The organism is Pseudorhodoferax sp. Leaf267, assembly GCF_001422405.1.
Classification (GTDB): domain Bacteria; phylum Pseudomonadota; class Gammaproteobacteria; order Burkholderiales; family Burkholderiaceae_C; genus Pseudorhodoferax.
Genome location: NZ_LMMV01000021.1, coordinates 218,732 through 237,955, shown reverse-complemented (window position 1 = coordinate 237,955; position 19,224 = coordinate 218,732). Strand labels below are relative to the sequence as shown.

Genomic DNA, 19,224 nt, shown 5'->3' with positions numbered 1-19,224 from the left:
ATCCATTTCAAGGAATTGCCATGACAAACGCCGTCATCGTCTCCACCGCCCGCACGCCGCTCGCCAAGAGCTGGAAGGGTGCCTTCAACATGACCTATGGCCCCACGCTGGGCGCCCACGCCGTGCAGCATGCGGTGCAGCGCGCCGGCATCGACGGCGCCGAGGTCGAGGACGTGATCATGGGCATGTCGCTGCCCGAAGGCACGACCGGCGGCAACGTCGCGCGCCTGATCGCGATCCGCGCCGGCCTGCCCGTCACCACCTCGGGGCTGACCATCAACCGCTTCTGCTCGTCGGGCCTGCAGTCCATCGCGCTGGCGGCGCAACGCATCATCGCCGGTGAGAACGACGTGCTCGTGGCTGGCGGCCTGGAGAGCATCTCCTGCGTGCAACAGGAGCTGAACCAGCACATGGCCGTGGACCCCGAGCTCAAGGCCATGAAGCCCGAGATCTACTGGAACATGCTGCAGACCGCCGAGCAGGTGGCCAAGCGCTACAACATCGGCCGCGATGCGATGGACGAGTACGGCGCCGCCAGCCAGCAGAAGGCCGCCGCCGCGCTGGAAGCCGGCCTGTTCAAGGACGAGATCGCGCCCATCACCGTGACGGCCGGCGTGGCCGACAAGGTCATGGGCCTCATGACCAAGAAGGTCACGGTGGAGAACGACGAGGGCATCCGCGCCGGCACCACCTTCGACGGCATCCACGGCCTGCGTTCGGCGCTGCCGGGCGGGCTGATCTCGGCCGGCAACGCCAGCCAGTTCTCCGACGGTGCGGGCGCCTGCGTGCTGATGCACGAATCGCTGGCGCAGAAAAAGGGCTTGCAGCCGCTGGGCCGATTTCTGGGCTTCGCGGTCGCGGGCTGCGAGCCGGATGAAATGGGCATCGGCCCCGTGTTCGCCATCCCCAAGGTGCTGGCGAAGCTGGGCCTTTCGGTCGGCGACATCGACCTGTGGGAGCTCAACGAAGCCTTCGCCGTGCAGGTCATCTACTGCCGCGACAAGCTGGGTATCCCGGCGGACCGGCTGAACGTCAACGGCGGCGCGATCGCGGTGGGCCACCCCTACGGCGTTTCGGGCCAGCGGCTCACGGGCCATGCACTGATCGAAGGCAAGCGCCGCGGCGCCAAGAAAGTCTGCGTCACCATGTGCATCGGCGGCGGCATGGGTGCGGCCGGCGTGTTCGAGGTGCTGTGACCGTGGCGCTGCGCCCCACGCTGGACTTCCTCCTCTACGACTGGCTGCAGGCCACCGACCTGGCCGGACGCACGCGCTACGCCGAGCACACGCGCGAGACCTTCGACGCCGTGCTCGACACCTGCGAGCGCATCGCGCGCGAGAAGTACGCGCCGTTCAACCGCCTCGTGGACACCGAGGAGCCCCGATTCGACGGCGAGAAGGTGATCCTGCCCGCGGCCAGCCATGCCGCGAACCGGGCCTATGCCGATTCCGGCATGCTCAGCGCCGCGCAGGACTACGAGGAGGGCGGCATGCAGCTGCCTTACACCGTGGAGGCTGCGGCCAACGCCTTCTTCGCGCTGGCCTCGGTCAGCATCAACTCGGCGCTGCTCACCAAGGGCAATGCCAACCTGCTGCTGGTGCACGGCACCGAGCTGCAAAAGGCCGTGTTCGCGCGCAACGAGTTCGCAGGGCGGTTCTCGGGCACGATGTGCCTGTCCGAGCCGCAGGCCGGCTCCTCGCTCTCGGACATCACCACGCGTGCGCTGCCCGACGGCGCCGATTTCCAGGCCGATCCGCTCGGCCCGCGCTACCGCCTCACCGGCAACAAGATGTGGATCTCCTCGGGCGAGCACGAGCTGACCGAGAACATCGTGCACCTGGTGCTGGCCAAGATCCCGGGGCCGGACGGCAAGCCGATTGCCGGCACGCGCGGCATCTCGCTGTTCATCGTGCCCAAGAAGCTGGTCGATACCGATGGGCAGCTGACTGGCGAGCGCAACGACGTGGCGCTGGCCGGCCTGAACCACAAGCTCGGCTGGCGCGGCACGACGAACACGCTGCTCAATTTCGGCGAAGGCAAGTTCCCGGTGCGTGGCGGCGCTGGTGCCATCGGCTACCTGGTTGGCCAGCCGCACGAAGGCCTGCGCTGCATGTTCCACATGATGAACGAGGCACGGATTGCGGTGGGCACTTCGGCCGTGATGCTGGGGCTGGCGGGCTACTACGCCTCGCTGGACTACGCGAAGAACCGCCCCCAGGGCCGGCCGCAGGGCAAGGCCGGCAAGGACGCTGCCGCGCCGCAAGTGCGCATCATCGAACACGCCGACGTCAAGCGCATGCTGCTGGCGCAGAAGTCGTACGGCGAGGGCGCGCTGGCGCTGGAACTGTACTGCGCACGCCTGGTCGACGAGCAGCGCACGGGCGACGCCGCGGCAGTGGACGAGGCGCGGCTGCTGCTGGAGGTGTTGACGCCGATCGCCAAAAGCTGGCCCAGCGAATGGTGCCTGGAGGCCAACTCGCTGGCCATCCAGGTGCACGGCGGCTACGGCTACACGCGCGATTTCCCGGTCGAGCAGTACTGGCGCGACAACCGCCTCAACATGATCCACGAAGGCACGCACGGCATCCAGGCCATGGACCTTCTGGGCCGCAAGGTGCTGATGGAAGAGGGCCGGGGCTTGCACCTGCTGTCGGCGCGGCTGGAGCAGACGGCGGCACGTGCAGCCGGACAAGCGCACCTGGCGACCGAGGTGGCCTCGCTGCGCGACGCCTGGAGCCAGGTCCTGCAGGCCACGCGCGCCGCCTGGGAGGGCGGCGAGCCCGTGCGCACACTGGCCAACGCCGTGCCCTACCTGCAGGCCTTCGGCCACGCCGTCATCGCCTGGATCTGGCTCGACGTGGCCTGCAGCGTGCCGGCCGATGGCGATGCGCGTGCCCAGGGCCGGCTGGCGGCCATGCGCTTCTTCTACCGTTACGAACTGCCCAAGATCGGCGCCTGGCTGGACGTGGTGGCGCGACGCGACAGCACCTGTCTGGACCTGGCCAAAGACGCGTTCTGACGCCAACCCACGGGCCACGCCGGTGACAACCCGCGCGTGGCAGCTTGGGTACAGTGCAGCATGACATCACCTCAAACCCTCAAGCGCCTGCACAAGTGGATCTGGATCCTGATCTACGGCGGCCTGCTGACGCTGGTGCTCGGCCTGGCCACCCAGCGCGTGGACCACGCACTGGGCATCACCATCGCCGTGGCCGGCGGCGTGGTGGCCGCCGTGGGCTTTGCGCTGATCTTCGTGCGCGCCCGCATGAAGGCAGAGCCCTGACCAAAGCGCTGACCGATCGACCCACAACGAACCGAGGAGCACCATGAGCCGCAACATCCAACAACTCTTCGACCTGACCGGCAAGACCGCGCTGGTCACCGGCGGCTCGCGCGGCCTGGGCCTGCAGATGGCCCACGCGCTGGGCGAGGCCGGCGCCAAGATCATGCTCAGCGCGCGCAAGGCCGACGACCTGGAGCAGGCGACCGCCGAGCTGCAGGCGGCCGGCATCGACGCGCGCTGGATCGCTGCCGACTGCGGCAAGGAAGAGGACACGCGCCGCCTGGCCGACGAAACGCTGCAGCGCATGGGGGCGATCGACATCCTGGTCAACAACGCCGGCGCCAGCTGGGGCGCGCCGGCCGAAGAGCACCCGGTCGCCGCCTGGGACAAGGTCATGAACCTCAATGTGCGCGGCTACTTCATCTTGTCGCAGCAGGTCGCCACGCGCTACATGATCCCCAAGCGCAGCGGGCGCATCATCAACATCTCGTCCATCGCCGGGCTCAACGGCAACCCGGTCGGCATGAAGACGCTGGCCTACAACACATCCAAGACGGCCGTGCTCGGTTTCACGCAGACGCTGGCGGCCGAGTGGGGCAAGTACGGCATCAACGTGAACGCGATCTGCCCCGGCTTCTTCCGCACCAAGCTCGCCTCCGGCCTGATCGACCAGCTCGGCGAAGACAAGATGAAGGCCGGCGTGCCGCTGCAGCGCCTGGGCGACGACGAAGACTTGAAGGGCATCGCGCTGCTGTACGCCAGTGCGGCAGGCAAGCACATCACGGGCCAGTGGATGGCGGTGGACGGCGGCGTCAGCGTGGTGCTCGGCGCGGCTTGAAGGGCGGCGGCATGAGCATCCCCTACGGCACGCCCGTGCCTTTCATCGACCACCTGGGCATCACGCTGGAGCATTTCGAGAACGGCCGGTCCGAGATGCACTTCACGGCGCGGCCCGAGCACCTGAACACGCACGAGGCCACGCACGGCGGTGCCTGCATGACCTTGCTGGACGTGGCCATGGCCGCGGCCGCGCGCAGCCTGGAGACCGGCATGGGCGTGGTCACCATCGAGATGAAGACCAGCTTCATGCGGCCGGCCCAGGGCCCGCTCGTGGCCATGGGGCAGGTGCTGCACCGCACCGGGCGCATGGCCTTCGTCGAAGGGCGCATCCAGGACGCGCAGGGCCAGCTCTGCGCCCATTCCACGGCCACCTTCAAGTACGTGCCGCGCTCGCCCACCACCCACGTCATCCCGACCGACTGATCCCAAGGAGACCCGCATGCCCAAGAACCAACAAGTCCTGCTCGACAACCGCCCCGAGGGCGAGGCCACCACCGGCAACTTCAAGCTCGTCGATGCCGAAACGCCCGCGCTGGCCGACGGCCAGGTGCTGGTGCGCCACCACTACATGAGCCTGGACCCATACATGCGCGGCCGCATGAACGAGTCCAAGAGCTATGCCCAGCCGCAGCCGCTGGGCCAGGTCATGCAGGGCGGCACGGTGGGGGAGATCGTGGAGAGCCGGCACCCCAGGTACGCCGTGGGCGACAAGGTCGTCGGCTTCGGAGGCTGGCAGAACTACAGCGTGGTCGATGCCAACGTGCCGGGCAGCCTGCGCAAGGTGGACACCACGCACGTGCCGCTGTCGCACTACCTGGGCGCGGTCGGCATGCCGGGTGTCACGGCCTGGTACGGCCTGGTCAAGATCATCGCGCCCAAGGCCGGCGACACGCTGGTCGTCAGCGCAGCCAGCGGCGCGGTCGGCAGTGCCTTCGGTGCCCTGGCCAAGGCGCGCGGCTGCCGCGTGGTCGGCATCGCGGGCGGGCCTGACAAGTGCGCTTACGTGCAGGACGAACTCGGTTTCGACGAGTGCATCGACTACAAGGTGCACGGCGACGTGAAGAGCCTGTCGGCCGCGCTCAAGGCGGCCTGCCCGGACGGCATCGACGGCTATTTCGAGAACGTGGGCGGCATGGTCCTGGACGCCGTGCTGCTGCGCACCAACGCCTTCGCCCGCATCGCACTGTGCGGCATGATCGCCGGCTACGACGGCGCGCCGCTGCCGCTCACCAACCCCTCCGTGCTGCTGATCAACCGCATCAAGCTCGAAGGCTTCATCGTCAGCGAACACATGGAGGTCTGGCCCGAGGCCCTGGCCGAGCTCGGCGGCCTGGTGGCCAGCGGCAAGCTGCGCCCGCGCGAGTCGGTGGCCGAAGGTCTGGCGGCCGCGCCGCAGGCCTTCCTGGGTTTGCTGAAGGGCAAGAACTTCGGCAAGCAGCTGGTCAAGCTGATCTGAGGCTGCAACGGCCCGGGAGACGGTGATGCACGGCACGCACGAAGTCTTCAACCAGAGCACGCCGCTGGCGGACTACGACCTGTTCGCCACGAACGCGCCATTGCGCGACGCGCTGCGCTTCAACGCGCCGAGCCTGCAACTCGCACCGCTCGAAGCCCTGGGCCGCGAGCTCGGCTCGTCGACCATGCAGGGGCACGCGCGGCTGGCCAACGTGCACCCGCCCGCGCTGCGCACGCACGACCGCTTTGGCCACCGCGTGGACGAGGTCGAGTTCCACCCAAGCTACCACGCGCTGATGGCTGCCGCCGTGGCGGCCGGCCTGCACGGCACGCCCTGGGCCGGTGGCGTTCACGCCCATGTGCAGCGCGCGGCCGGCTTCATGCTGTTCACCGAGCTGGAGCCGGCCGTGCTGTGCCCCATCTCCATGAGCTACGCCGTCACCCCGGCGCTGCTGGGCAACGCCTCTGTCTACGCCGATTGGGCGCCCAGGCTGCAAAGCCGCTGGTACGACCCGGCATTGAAGTTCATCACCGACAAGCCCGGCGCGACCATGGGCATGGGCATGACCGAGAAGCAGGGTGGGTCGGACGTGCGCGCCAACACCACGCAGGCGCGCCGCGATGGCCGCGACGCCTGGGGCGAGCGCTACGCGATCACGGGCCACAAGTGGTTCTTCTCGGCACCGATGTGCGACGCCTTTCTGGTGCTGGCCCAGGCGCCGGCCGGCCTGACCTGCTTCTTCCTGCCGCGCGTGCTGCCGGACGGCTCGCGCAACGCGATCCGCATCCAGCGCCTGAAGGACAAGCTGGGCAACAAGGCCAACGCGAGTTCCGAGGTCGAGTTCGACGAGGCCCAGGCCTGGCTGGTCGGCGACGAGGGCCGTGGCGTGCCGCAGATCCTGGAGATGGGCACCATGACCCGGCTGGACTGCGCGCTGGGCACCAGCGGCCTCATGCGCCAGGCCCTGGCGCTGGCCGTGCACCACACGCGCGGGCGCCAGGCCTTCGGCAAGCGCCTGGTCGACCAGCCGCTGATGCGCAACGTGCTGGCCGACCTGGCGCTCGAATCCGAGGCCGCTACGGCCCTTGCGCTGCGCCTGGCGCGCGCGTTCGACCGGCCCGACGATGGGCACGAGCAAGTGATGGCCCGTGTGCTCACGCCTGTCGCCAAGTTCTGGACCTGCAAACGCGGCAGCGGCTTCGGCCAGGAAGCCATGGAATGCCTGGGCGGCAACGGCTACGTGGAGGAGGGCGGCCATGGCGTCATGGCCCGCATCTACCGCGAGATGCCGCTCAATTCCATCTGGGAAGGCGCGGGCAACATCATGGCGCTGGACCTGCTGCGCGCCCTGCGCAAGGGCGACGCGGGCGCCGCACTGGCGGCCGAGCTCGCCCCGGCGCGCGGTGCCCATGCCGCGCTGGACCGGCTGGCCGACGACCTGCCGCAGCGCATCGAACAATTGCAGGGCGAGGCCGAGGCCCGGCGCCTGGCCGAAGACGTGGCGCTGGCCGTGCAGGCCGCGCTGCTGGTGCAGCATGCGCCGGCCGCCGTGTCATCCGCCTTCTGCACCACCCGCATCGCGGGCGATTGGGGTCGCAGCTTCGGCACCTTGCCGAGCGGCTGCGATCTCGACGCCATTTTGGACCGAGCCCTGCCGACCAACTGAGGAACCCCATGCCCGACCTGATCCTGCACCACTACGCGACCTCCCCCTTTTCCGAAAAGATGCGGCTCATCCTGGGCCACAAGCAGTTGGCGTGGAAGTCCGTCCACATCCCGCCCATCATGCCCAAGCCCGATGTGCAAGCGCTGACCGGCGGCTACCGCCGCACGCCGGTGCTGCAGGTCGGCGCCGACATCTACTGCGACACCGGGCTGATCTGCGACGTGCTGGAACACCATCAGCCAGTGCCCAGCCTGTACCCTCCGCAGCACAAGGGCCTCACGCGCATCATGGCGCAGTGGGCCGACAGCACGCTGTTCTGGGCCGCCATGGCCCATGCGATGCAGCCTTCCGGCCTGGCCGACATGTTCGGCCAGCTGCCGCCGGAGGCCGGCAAGGCCTTCGCCGCCGACCGTGGCGCCATGGCGGCGGGCATGGCGCGGCTGCGGCCGGCCGACGCCACGGCCGCGCTCAAGTCCTACCTGCGCCGGCTATCGGAGACGCTGGAGACACAGGACTACCTCGTCGACGCCGTGCCCGTGCTGGCCGACTTCTCGGCCTACCACCCGCTGTGGTACGTGCGCACGCGCACACCGTCCACGGCTGGCGTGTTCGAGCCGTTCCCGTCCGTGCTGGCGTGGATGGACCGCATCGCCGCCATCGGGCACGGGCAACCAGAGAAGATGACGTCGGCCGAGGCCATCGCCGTGGCGGCCGCGGGCGAGCCGCTGCCCGTCGCGGGCGAGACCTTCCAGGACGACCACGGCATTGCGCTGGGCAGCCGCGTCACGGTCACGGCCGAAGCCTTCGGGCCGGAGCCGACGGAGGGCGAGCTGGTCGCTGCCACGCGCATGCACTTCACGCTGCGGCGCCAGGACGCGCGCGCCGGTACCGTGCACGTGCATTTCCCGCGCATCGGCTTCGTGCTGCGCGCGGCCTGACGGGAGCCCGTGCCTTGATCACCGACTTCAACAACAAGACCGCCGTGCTGACCGGCGCGGGCTCGGGCTTCGGCCTGGAATGCGCACGCATCGGCGCGCGGCTGGGCATGCGCCTGGTGCTGGCCGACGTGCAGCAAGAGGCGCTGGACCGCGCCGCGGCCGAGATCGAAGGCCTGGGCGCCGAGGTGCTGGCGTTCCGGCTCGACGTGTCCAAGGCAGACCAGGTCGAGGCGCTGGGCGCTGCCACGCTGGCACGCTTCGGCGCGCCTCACCTGGTGTTCAACAACGCCGGCGTGGGCACGGGCGGCCTGGTCTGGGAGAACACCGCGCGCGATTGGGAATGGGTGATCGGCGTGAACCTCATGGGCGTGGCCCATGGCGTGCGCGTGTTCACGCCCATGATGCTGGCCGCGGCCGCCCGTGACCCGGCCTGGCGCGGCCACATCGTCAACACCGCGAGCATGGCCGGCCTGGTCAACGCGCCCAACATGGGCATCTACAACGCCAGCAAGCATGCGGTGGTCGCGCTGTCGGAAACGCTGTACCAGGACCTGGCCCTGGTCACCGACCAGGTCGGCGCCTCGGTGCTGTGCCCGTTCTTCGTCTCCACGGGCATCCATGCCAGCGAGCGCAACCGCCCGGACGCGCTGGCCGCCGACGCGCCCACGCGCAGCCAGCTGGTGGGCCAGGCCATGATCGACAAGGCCGTGGGCGCGGGCAAGGTGTCGGCGGCGGAGGTCGCGCAGAAAGTGTTCGATGCCGTCGCGGCGAACCAGTTCTACGTGTACAGCCACCCGCGCGCCATCGGCTCGGTGCAGGTGCGCATGGAAGACATCCTGCAGCAGCGCAACCCGACCGACCCGTTCGCCCACAAGCCCGAGCTGGGCGTGGAGCTGCGCAAGGCGCTGCGCGGCTGATCGCTCAGTGCAGGTTGCGGAAACGGCTGTGGTCGAACATGTCGACCTGCAGCACGTCGTCATCGGTCTTGTCGAGCAGGTAGGTGTAGCTCAGCAGCTCCGCGTCCTCGATGAAGCTGGCCGACGACGAGGCCGCCAGCAGCCGCTCGGGTGACTGCGGCCGGGCCACGGCGAAGCCCTGCACGTAGTCCACGCCGATCTCCACCAGCGTGCGCACCGTGGCCAGGTCTTCGGCCCACTCGGCCACCGTGCGCATGCCCAGGTTGCGGCCCAGGTTCACGATGGCCTCGACGATGGCCACGTTGGCCGGGTGCTTGTTCATGTTCACGATGAAGCTGCCGTCGATCTTGAGCAGGTCGGCCGGCAGTTCCTTCAGGTACGAGAACGAGGTGTAGCCCGCGCCGAAATCGTCCAGCGCCACCTTGGCGCCGTAGCTGCGCACCTTGTCGATGAAGCGGCGTGTGTTGTTCAGGTCGTGCAGCGCCACACTCTCCGTGATCTCGAAGCACAGGTGGCCGGCCACATGGATGTTGCGCGCCAGCATGGCGTACACGTCGTGCATGAACTTCTCGTCGTTCAGCGAGGCGCCCGACAGGTTCAGGCAGATGAAGCGCGTGTTCTTCAGGCGCTCCAGGTGCGTGTTGAGCCAGCTCAGCGTGGCCGACAGCACCCAGCGGTCGATCACCCCCATGCGGCCGCTGTTCTCGCCGGCGGCGATGACGCGGTCCGTCGGCACGAGCTTGCCGTCGGGCCCGCGCATGCGCAGCAGCACTTCGAAATTGAGCGAGGCATGCGGCGCGTTCAGCGACATGATGGGCTGCATCTCCAGGAACAGCCCGTCGGTCGCGGCATTGGACGACAGGCGCTCCACCAGCCGCAGTTCGGCCTCGTGCTCGCGGAAGGCGACCGCATTCTTCTCGTACACGACCAGCCCGTCCTGGTGCCGGGCCTTGGCCTCGCGGCAGGCGCGGTCGGCGGTGGAGACGGCATCCTTCAGGCGCGTGCCGGGGCTGACCTCGATCAGGCCGATGGAGCCGCGCACATGGAAGGCCTTGTCGCCCACGCGGTAAGGCGTGCCACCGATGGTGGAGACGATGCCCTGGCAGATCACGGTGGCCAGCGGCGTGCGCGTATCGGGCATCACGATCAGGAACTCATCGCCGCCCATGCGCCCCATGACCATGCCACCGGACAACAGCGTGCTGACCCGCGTGCAGACCTGCTGCAGCACCTCGTCGCCAGCGTTGTGGCCGAACAGGTCGTTGATGAGCTTGAAGCGGTCCAGGTCCAGGTAGGCCAGGGCTAGTGGCCGCTGCTCGCCCAGGTCGGCCAGCGTGCGTTCCAGCGTGCGCTCGATGCCGCGCCGGTTCAGCACCTTGGTCAGCGAGTCGTTGTTGGCCATGAACTGCAGCTCTTCGGTGGCGCGCGATTTCTCGGTCACGTCCTGCAGCGAGCCTTCGATCTTGTCGCGCGCCAGCGCCGCCTTGACCAGGTAGCGCTTGTAGCCATTGGCGCCCAGCACTTTGCGCCCCCGCAGTTCGAGCTCGCCATGGCCCTGGGCCTGCACCAGGTGGTAGAGCTGCGTCCAGGCGCCGTCGTGGAAGTACTGCAGCCAGGCATGGCGCCCCGGACTCAGCACGTCGGGGCCCAGCATCTCCAGCAGGGCCGGGTTGGCGCTCGTGAAGCGGCCTTGCAGATCCAGCGTGAACAGGCCGATGGGAATGGCCTCGTAGGTGTGTTCCAGCTCGGCCTGCGCTTCCAGACGCTGGTTGTGCTCCTGGCGCATCTGCTCGGCAATCGCCAGCGAGGCCAGCAGGCTGGACGACAGCGCGGCTGTCACGCTGTTGACCGCGCCGATCATGCCCTTGACGCCGATCGCCGCGGCCACCACTTCATACAGCGTGGCGCCCAGTGTCACCACCAGCGAGGCGCTGTACCACATGGCCACGCGCGAGCGCGTGCGGTAGAGGATCTGCCCCAGCAGGAACACGGCGATGCAGATGGCCATGCCCGTAGCCGCCCAGGTGAAGGGCAGGGCCGTGGCATAGGGCAGGGTGGCCGTGATCACGAGCAACGGCAGGGCCGGCCACATGATGGCCCGCAGCATGAAGGCGTAGCCGATCTTGGCCAGGTCTTCGCGGAACAACTCGCGAAAGAGCGTCGCGGTGACCGCGTAGCACACGGCGATGGTCATGATCCGCATGCGCAGCACCCACTCCGTGGGCACGGTGCGGCCCAGCCACTGCGTGTCCCACCCGGCGGACAGCGCCGCCATGCGCAGGTTGACCAGCAGCCAGACCGCGAACAGCACGTACAAGCCACGCCGGTTGACGAGGGCGGTGGTCAGCACGAACAGGGCCAGCACGATCAGCCCGCCGTCCAGCAGGCCAGCGTTGCGGTGGAATTCGAAGCCGGAGCTGGCCAGGGCCGTGGTCGGCCAGTCCAGCACGGTGATGCGCGCCGGGCCGACGAACTGCGCCTTGCACAGCAGCGCCGGCGGGTTGCCTGCGGACGCCAGCCGCAGCGCGAAGCCGGCCTTGAATTGCGTGAGCGCGCCGGCGCTGTTGGCGCGGCCTGCCGTGCCCAGCGACGCCAGCGTTTCGGCGTTCCAGCAGCTCAGGTCGGTGGCGTGGCGCGAGGCGAACTCGATGCTGCTGGTGGTGGGCTCGACCTGCTGCTCGTTCAGCGCCACGAGCAGCCAGAACGGGCGCTCGGACAGTTGCGTGTCGTGCAGCGCGACGGGGGCCGGTGCCGTGGGGTCGGACAGCAGGGCCAAGGCCTGCGCGGGCGTCAGCGAGACTTGTGCGTCAGGCGCCTGCGCGACCCGGAACGCCAGGCTGCGCGCGCCAGGTGTGTCGCCGTACTGGTGCGTCCAGAACAGCAGGGCGATCGCACTGACGACGGCCAGCAACGCCGGCAGGCCATAGACGCCGATGGCGTACATCGCCCGGTCGAGCCCGGTGTTCAGCTGAAGAAGCCATCGCTTGCTGCCTTGCATGTTGTCGTCTGCGCTCCCGGTACCCCGAACTTGGATGCGGCCGACCCATCGATAGGCCACAAATTGAAACAAATTATGAGGGTATTCGGCGACAACTGCATCCAATCCTGGCGCTTGCGCAAGAAACTGGGCAGCCACGGGCATTTGTCACATGCCCGGGAGCCGGTCAACCGTGCATCTGTAGCATGCGCCGTACAGATGCCGACATGGCGGCCATCTCCGTGTGCTCCGGCTCACGCAGGTCGATGTCCACATGCCGGGTGCGGTACACAAAATCGAACAACGGGTGCCGCGCCCCGGCCCAGCGTTGCTCGGCGCCGGCTACTTCGAAACACATGATGCGGTGTGGCAGATTGCCGACATGCGCCAGTGGCACGTAGCCCAGCGCCGGGTCCACGTCCTTGAACATCAGCCGTTCGTACTGCCGGTCGATCGGCGTGCGGGCGGTGATGACCATCCAGTCGATGCCGTTCTGCTGGCAATACAGGAAGAATGCCTTGAACAGCACCGTCTTCACGGCGCGGCCCTGGAACTGCTCGGTCACGCCCAGGCGCGTGGCCTCGGCCAGCGTGCCGTGGCGCAGGTGCGGCGGCAGGGTGATGGACTGCTCCAGCGGCAGCGGCTCCAGCAGGTTGGTCTGGATGCGCATGGTGCCCAGCGCCGCGCCGTCCAGCTTGGACTCTGCGAGCAGCACGACGGCGCCGTCCATGGTGTCATGCGGCTCGGGCCGGCGCAGGGTCTCGGCGAAGGCCGGCACATGGCGTGCATAGGCGCTGTGCCGGATCTGCACGGCCTTGCGCAGGTCGGCCTCGGAGCGCACCAGGCGCACACTGAACGGCAGGCGCTCGGAGACCATCGGCGACGCCAGGGCGAACTGCATGTCCGCCCAGGACGGTGCAGTTTGCGGCCCGATGTGTTCATTCAACTTCACGGCATTCCTCCTCAGCCGGCCCGTGCTGCGACCACCGCACCACCTGAACCGCCCAAACATGTCAGTGAATGTAAATTTGTGTGCGCCGCCACCGAGGTCGCGCTTTGGATGAACCGTCTGTAGGTGTTTGGGAGACACGCCGGAGGCCAAAAGGGCGTGTGGCAAACTGCCGCCCCTTGCCCACTCAGCAGACCAGGATGCAGAAAATCTTTCGCCAGCTCGCCGCCGAAATCAAGATCCGCGAGGACCAGGTCAAGGCCGCGGTCGAGCTGCTCGACGGCGGCGCCACGGTGCCTTTCATCGCCCGCTACCGCAAGGAAGTGACGAACGGGCTGGACGACATCCAGCTGCGCGAACTGGAGGCCCGGCTGGCCTATCTGCGTGAACTGGAAGACCGGCGCGAGGCCGTCCTCAAGAGCATCGAGGAGCAGGGCAAGCTCACGCCGCAGCTGCGCGCCGCCATCGAGGCCGCGGCTTCCAAGCAGGAAGTCGAAGACCTCTACCTGCCGTACAAGATCAAGCGCCGCACCAAGGGCCAGATCGCCCGCGAGGCCGGCATCGAGCCACTGGCCGACCAGTTGTTCGCCAACCCCACGCTGGTGCCGGCCGATGCGGCTGCCGCCTTCGTCAAGACCGAGAAGGGCGAGAACGGCGACGACTTCACCACGGTGGCCGCCGTGCTGGACGGCGTGCGCGACATCCTCTCCGAGCGCTGGGCCGAAGACGCCGCGCTGGTGCAGGGCCTGCGCGCCTGGCTCTGGAACGAAGGCCTGCTGCAGAGCAAGCTGGCGAGCGGCAAGGACGAGAACAACGCCGACGTCGCCAAGTTCCGCGACTACTTCGATTACGACGAGCCCATCGGCCGCGTGCCTTCGCACCGCGCGCTGGCGGTGTTCCGTGGCCGCGCGCTGGACATCCTGGACGCCAAGCTGGTGCTGCCCGAGCCCGAGCTGCCCGCCAGTGCCAAGCCCGGCATGCCCGTGCCCAGCCTGGCCGAGGGCCGCATCGCGCTGCACCTGGGCTGGAGCCACCAGGGTCGCCCGAGCGACGACCTGCTGCGCAAGTGTGTGGCCTGGACCTGGCGCGTCAAGCTGTCGCTGTCGACCGAGCGCGACCTGTTCACGCGCTTGCGCGAAGACGCCGAGAAGGTCGCCATCAAGGTGTTTTCGGACAACCTGCGCGACCTGCTGCTGGCCGCACCCGCTGGCCCGCGCGTGGTCATGGGGCTGGACCCGGGCATCCGCACCGGCGTGAAGGTCGCCGTGGTCGACGCCACGGGCAAGCTAGTCGATACCGCGACGGTTTACCCGCACGAGCCGCGCCGCGACTGGGAAGGCGCGCTGCATACGCTGGCCCAGTTGTGCGCCAAACACGGCGTGAACCTGATCGCGATCGGCAACGGCACGGCCAGCCGCGAGACCGACAAGCTGGCGGCCGACCTGATGAAACGGTTGGAAAAGGCGCTGCCCCAGGGCCAGGCCCTGCAGCGCGTGGTGGTCAGCGAAGCCGGGGCCTCGGTGTATTCGGCCAGCGAGTTCGCCTCGCAGGAGATGCCCGACGTGGACGTGAGCCTGCGCGGCGCCGCCAGCATTGCGCGCCGTTTGCAGGACCCGCTGGCCGAGCTCGTGAAGATCGACCCGAAGTCCATCGGCGTGGGCCAGTACCAGCACGACGTGAACCAGGGCGACCTGGCGCGCACGCTGGAGGCGGTGGTCGAGGACTGCGTGAACGCGGTCGGCGTGGACCTGAACACGGCCAGCGTGCCGCTGCTGTCGCGCGTGTCGGGCCTGACGCCCAGCGTGGCCAAGGCGGTCGTGCGCTGGCGCGAGAGCCATGGCGCGTTTGCGAGCCGCCAGCAGTTGCTGGAGGTGACGGGCCTGGGCCCCAAGACCTTCGAGCAGAGCGCGGGCTTCCTGCGCATCCGCGGCGGGACCAACCCGCTGGACATGACCGGCGTGCACCCCGAGACTTATGCGGTGGTACAGACCATCCTCGCGCACACGGCCAAGCCCGTCCAGGAACTCATGGGCCGCGCCGAAATGCTCAAGACCCTGAAGCCCGAGCTGTTCGCGAATGCGCAGTTCGGCGTGATCACGGTCAAGGACATCCTGTCCGAGCTCGAGAAGCCCGGCCGCGACCCTCGGCCCGACTTCAAGGTCGCTCGCTTCAACGATGGCGTGGAAGACATCAAGGACCTCACCGAGGGCATGGTGCTGGAGGGCACGGTCAGCAACGTGGCCGCGTTCGGTGCCTTCGTCGATCTGGGCGTGCACCAGGACGGCCTGGTCCACGTGAGCCAGCTCTCGCACAAGTTCGTCGACGATGCGCGCGAGATCGTGAAGACCGGCGACATCGTCAAGGTCAAGGTGCTCGAGGTGGACGTGGCGCGCAAGCGCATCAGCCTGACGATGAAACTGGGCGAGGCGCCGGCGCGCCGCGATGGCCCGCGCGAGAACCGCTTCGAACATGCCGGCCAGGGCCAGCGTGCCGGCCGGCAGGGCGCTCGGCAGGAGGCCGCTGCACCTTCGGCCATGGCCTCTGCCTTCGCCAAGCTGCAGGCTGCCAGGCGCTGAGGGCAGGGCTTCGCGCGCGGCACCCGTGGACACCATGGAACTCGACGTCCTGCTGTCACGCGAGCCGCAGCTGCCCAGTCTGCCCAAGGTGGTGGCCCTGCTGCTGAGCGAACTGGCGCGGCCACAGCCGGACCTGCGCAAGCTCCAGCAGTTGTTCAGCGCCGACCCGGCCCTGGCCATGCGGCTGCTGCGCCTGGCCAACCAGGACGCTGGGCCTGACGGTGGCGGCGTGACCAGCATCGCGCAGGCCCTGGCCATGCTCGAGGCGGGCGCTCTGCGAGAGCCCGCCTCGGCGGCGGCTCGGGATGGTGCCAGCCGCCAGCTGCCGTTGACGCAGTTCTGGCGCTACAGCGTGCACGTGGCCAAGCTGTCGCGCGCACTGGCCGCCAGCGTGCGGCAGAACCAGGCCACGGCGTTCACGACCGGCCTGGTGCATGCGATCGGCGAGCTCCTTCTTTACGCCGGCGCATCGGAGGACATGGCGTCGCTGGACCTGATGTCCAGCCCGGTCGATCTGCGTCGCGCCAGGCTGGAGCAGCGCATGTTCGGCTACTGCTACGCCGACGTCGGCGCGGCACTGGCCCAGCAATGGCAGTTCCCGGCGCCGGTGGTCGATGCCTTGCGCCACCAGACGGCGCCATTCGACAACGAGGTCTACGAGCCGCTGGCCGGCGTCGTGCACCTGGCGACCTGGCGTGCGCGTGCGCACGAGGCCGGACTGAACGAGCGCGCGCTGGCCACAAGCTTTCCCGGTGAGGTCGGCCTGGCGCTGGGCCTGGACATCGACATGGTGCTGCAGCAAGACCCCATCGACTGGAGCGCCCGCGCCGAACCCCACCATCTCTTGTGATGCAGCCAGACCCCACAACCCTGCTGACACCGGCCATGCGCGGCGTCATCGACCGCATGGTGCGCGCCGGCCACCCGCCGCTGTACACGCTGGCACCGCCCATGGCGCGCAAAGCCTACGAGGCCGGCGCCGGCGTGCTGGAAATCCCGAGCCGCGCACTGGCGCGCACCGAAGACTTCACGCTGCCCGCACGCGACGGCTACGCCATTCCGGTGCGGCTGGTCGCGCCGGCATCGGCAGCGCCGCTCCCGGTCCTGGTCTACTTCCACGGCGGGGGCTTCACCATCGGCAGCATCGCCACGCACGACACGCTGTGCCGCGAGCTGGCGCATCTGGCAGGTTGCGCCGTGCTGTCGGTGGACTACCGGCTGGCACCGGAGCACCGGTTCCCGACCGCGCAGCACGATGCCTGGGATGCGCTGCAGGGCCTGGCCGAGCGGGCCGGCTCGCTGGGCCTGGACGCGACACGGCTCGCGGTCGGCGGCGACAGCGCGGGCGGCACCCTGGCGGCCGTGTGTGCGCTGCTGGCGCGCGAGGCGGGCCTGCCGCTCGCGCTGCAGCTGCTGTTCTACCCGGGTTGCACAGCGCACCAGGACACGCCGTCGCACCAACGCTTCGCCGAAGGCTTCGTGCTGGACGCGGCCAGCATCCGCTGGTTCTTCGACCAGGTGCAACCCGATGTGCTGGCACGGGCCGACTGGCGCTTCGCGCCGCTGAACGCAGACGAGGTGGACGGCGTGGCACCGGCCTGGATCGGCCTGGCCGAATGCGATCCGCTGGTGGACGAAGGCGTGCTGTACGCCGACAAGCTGCGCGCTGCCGGCGTGGCGGTCGATCTGGAGATCTACCGCGGCGTGGTGCACGAATTCATCAAGATGGGCCGCGCGATCCCGCAGGCGCGCACGGCCCATGCCGATGCGACGCGTGCCCTGGCGGCGGCGCTGCACATCCAAGGATCGACATGAAACGCCAGGACTTCCGCTTCTTTCACCGCCTGCGCGTGCGCTGGGCCGAGGTGGACATGCAAAAGATCGTGTTCAACGCCCATTACCTGGCGTACTTCGATGTCGCCGTTTCGGACTACTGGCGCGCGCTGGCCTTGCCGTACGAGGAAAGCTTCGCGCTGCTGGGCGGTGAGCTGTTCGTCAAGAAGGCTACCGTCGAGTACCACGGCTCGGCGCGCAACGACGACCAGCTCGACGTGGCACTCAAGTGCGAACATCTGGGCCGCTCGTCCATGCGCTTTGCCGGCGCGATCTTTCGTGGCGACACCTTGCTGATCACAGGCGAATTGGTCTACGTGTTTGCCGACCCTGTGCAGCAGACCTCCAAACCCATCCCCGATGCACTGCGCACGCTGCTGCAGGACTTCGAGGCCGGTGGCAGCGCCACGCGCATGCAGCTGGGCGCGTGGTCGGCGCTGCAGGCCGCTGCATCGCAGGTGCGCACCGAGGTGTTCGTGCAGGAGCAGGGGATCGCACGCGAAGACGAGTGGGACGAGGCCGATGCCACGGCCGTGCACGCCGTGCTGTTCAACCGGCTCGACCAACCGATTGCCACCGGCCGGCTGCTGCAGCACGCACCGGGCGTGGCCAAGATCGGCCGCATGGCCGTTCGGCGTGCCGTGCGCGGCTCACAGCACGGCGGCCAGATCCTGCAGGCCCTGGTGCAAGCCGCGGCCGCGCGCGGCGATGGCGAAGTGCTGCTGCATGCGCAGCGCAGTGCCGAGGGCTTTTACCGGCGCATGGGCTTTGCCGTGCGGGGCGAACCATTCGACGAGGTGGGCATCGCCCATGTCGAAATGGTGCTGCCGCTTCAGATGTCCTCGAGCAAGGGGTAGGGCAGGGCCAGCAGCGACAGGGCCGGGCCGATGGCGCTGCCGGCATGCAGGCCGCCTTCGGCCGCCGCGGCGATCTGCAGCGAGACGATGGCATCGACGCCACCGTCCGGATGCGCGGCGGCCTGCACCACGACGCCGCAAGGCTGCTCCGCATCGGCGGCCTGGAACACCTCCTGCCCGGCGGACAGGTCTGCGTCGGCATGCACAAGGTATGCGCGCCGCTTGAGCGTGCCGCGGAACTGGCTGCGTGCCACGATTTCCTGGCCCGGGTAGCAGCCCTTCTTGAAGCTCACGCCGCCAACCGATTCGTAGTTCAGCATCTGTGGCACCAGTGCCTCGAACAACGGCAGGCCGATCAGCGCCACACCGCTGCGCACCTCGGTCCACTGCCAGATCGCCTGCGAAAGCGCCGGGCCGGCCGGCGGGGGAGCATCGGCCGGCAGGACCAGCAGCGCGCGGGCATGGCCGTCGGCGGGGTACAGGCTGACCGCGTAGCCTCCATCGCGCTCGTGTCGATGCCATGGTGCCGGCGGCGCAGACTGCCCCTGCAAGGCCGCATCGCCGATGAGGCCCAGCAGCTGGAATTGCGCCGTGGCGTCACGCAGCTTGGCCTTGGCCCGCAGCACGAACATCGACAAGCGCTTGAGCGTCTGCGCGAGCAGGTCGCGTTCGCAAACCAGCAACACCTGGTCAGCCGACCAGCGCAAACCGATGAAGCTCGCCTGCATGCGGCCCTTGGGCGAGCAGAAGGCCGCCAGGCGGGCCTGGTCGGGCGCCATCAGCACGAAGTCCTGCGTCAGCTGCCCATGCAGGAATTGCGCTGCCTCCTCGCCCTGCACGGCGATGACGCCGAGATGCGCCAGCGGGGCGATGCCATTGAGTGTGGGTTCCATGTGCTGAATTATCATGGCCGGCTGTTTGTCTTCCGGGTT

At 68.7% G+C, this 19,224-nt stretch carries 16 protein-coding genes; 13 read left to right on the top strand and 3 right to left on the bottom strand.

Features of this window, described 5'->3' with window-relative positions; genetic code table 11:
- The first annotated feature begins 20 nt into the window (after positions 1-20).
- The 9 genes from ASF43_RS18210 to ASF43_RS18170 are packed head-to-tail and all read left to right on the top strand — an operon-like array spanning position 21 to position 9,100.
- Positions 21-1,196 carry an acetyl-CoA C-acyltransferase gene (locus ASF43_RS18210; protein WP_056183998.1) on the top strand — a complete coding sequence of 392 codons (1,176 nt, stop codon included), beginning with the start codon at positions 21-23 and terminating at the stop codon, positions 1,194-1,196.
- 2 nt (positions 1,197-1,198) lie between these two features.
- The gene (locus ASF43_RS18205; RefSeq protein WP_056184569.1) at positions 1,199-3,019 is read left to right on the top strand and encodes an acyl-CoA dehydrogenase; all 1,821 of its coding nucleotides are present in this window, start codon (positions 1,199-1,201) and stop codon (positions 3,017-3,019) included.
- 60 nt (positions 3,020-3,079) lie between these two features.
- Positions 3,080-3,283, top strand: a complete 204-nt coding sequence (locus tag ASF43_RS18200; protein ID WP_056183996.1) for a hypothetical protein — start codon at positions 3,080-3,082, stop codon at positions 3,281-3,283.
- Between the two features lie 43 nt (positions 3,284-3,326).
- A complete protein-coding gene (locus ASF43_RS18195; RefSeq protein WP_056183994.1) occupies positions 3,327-4,121 on the top strand; it encodes an SDR family oxidoreductase in 795 nt (264 codons plus the stop codon).
- Between the two features lie 11 nt (positions 4,122-4,132).
- The gene (locus tag ASF43_RS18190; protein WP_056183992.1) at positions 4,133-4,546 is read left to right on the top strand and encodes a PaaI family thioesterase; all 414 of its coding nucleotides are present in this window, start codon (positions 4,133-4,135) and stop codon (positions 4,544-4,546) included.
- A gap of 16 nt (positions 4,547-4,562) precedes the next feature.
- The gene (locus ASF43_RS18185; protein ID WP_056183990.1) at positions 4,563-5,579 is read left to right on the top strand and encodes an NADP-dependent oxidoreductase; all 1,017 of its coding nucleotides are present in this window, start codon (positions 4,563-4,565) and stop codon (positions 5,577-5,579) included.
- A 25-nt stretch (positions 5,580-5,604) separates the two neighbouring features.
- Positions 5,605-7,245 (top strand): isovaleryl-CoA dehydrogenase, encoded by a 1,641-nt coding sequence (locus ASF43_RS18180; protein WP_056183989.1) that lies wholly within the window; start codon positions 5,605-5,607, stop codon positions 7,243-7,245.
- Positions 7,246-7,253: 8 nt separating this feature from the next.
- Positions 7,254-8,183 (top strand): glutathione S-transferase family protein, encoded by a 930-nt coding sequence (locus ASF43_RS18175; protein ID WP_056183987.1) that lies wholly within the window; start codon positions 7,254-7,256, stop codon positions 8,181-8,183.
- 14 nt (positions 8,184-8,197) lie between these two features.
- Positions 8,198-9,100: an SDR family oxidoreductase gene (locus ASF43_RS18170; protein ID WP_056183985.1), complete on the top strand. Its 903-nt coding sequence runs from the start codon at positions 8,198-8,200 to the stop codon at positions 9,098-9,100.
- Positions 9,101-9,104: 4 nt separating this feature from the next.
- On the opposite strand, the gene ASF43_RS18165 is transcribed toward ASF43_RS18170, so the two are convergent.
- Both ASF43_RS18165 and ASF43_RS18160 read right to left on the bottom strand, forming a co-directional pair.
- Positions 9,105-12,098: a bifunctional diguanylate cyclase/phosphodiesterase gene (locus ASF43_RS18165; protein WP_056183983.1), complete on the bottom strand. Its 2,994-nt coding sequence runs from the start codon at positions 12,096-12,098 to the stop codon at positions 9,105-9,107.
- 166 nt (positions 12,099-12,264) lie between these two features.
- Positions 12,265-13,029 (bottom strand): hypothetical protein, encoded by a 765-nt coding sequence (locus ASF43_RS18160; protein WP_156373404.1) that lies wholly within the window; start codon positions 13,027-13,029, stop codon positions 12,265-12,267.
- Positions 13,030-13,226: 197 nt separating this feature from the next.
- Here ASF43_RS18160 and ASF43_RS18155 point away from each other — a divergent pair, with 197 nt between their 5' ends.
- Genes ASF43_RS18155 through ASF43_RS18140 form a run of 4 tightly spaced genes read left to right on the top strand, consistent with a single transcriptional unit; the run spans position 13,227 to position 18,292 of the window.
- Entirely contained in the window at positions 13,227-15,602 is a 2,376-nt protein-coding gene (locus ASF43_RS18155) for a Tex family protein (protein WP_056183980.1), read from the top strand.
- 34 nt (positions 15,603-15,636) lie between these two features.
- A complete protein-coding gene (locus tag ASF43_RS18150; RefSeq protein WP_056184567.1) occupies positions 15,637-16,452 on the top strand; it encodes an HDOD domain-containing protein in 816 nt (271 codons plus the stop codon).
- A complete protein-coding gene (locus tag ASF43_RS18145) occupies positions 16,452-17,417 on the top strand; it encodes an alpha/beta hydrolase (protein ID WP_056184565.1) in 966 nt (321 codons plus the stop codon). The genes ASF43_RS18150 and ASF43_RS18145 overlap by 1 nt, the downstream gene beginning before the upstream one ends.
- Positions 17,414-18,292, top strand: a complete 879-nt coding sequence (locus tag ASF43_RS18140) for a YbgC/FadM family acyl-CoA thioesterase (RefSeq protein ID WP_056183978.1) — start codon at positions 17,414-17,416, stop codon at positions 18,290-18,292. Before ASF43_RS18145 ends, ASF43_RS18140 begins: the two co-directional genes overlap by 4 nt.
- On the opposite strand, the gene ASF43_RS18135 is transcribed toward ASF43_RS18140, so the two are convergent.
- A complete protein-coding gene (locus tag ASF43_RS18135; RefSeq protein ID WP_056183976.1) occupies positions 18,268-19,185 on the bottom strand; it encodes a folate-binding protein YgfZ in 918 nt (305 codons plus the stop codon). The genes ASF43_RS18140 and ASF43_RS18135 overlap by 25 nt on opposite strands.
- Positions 19,186-19,224: the final 39 nt, after the last annotated feature.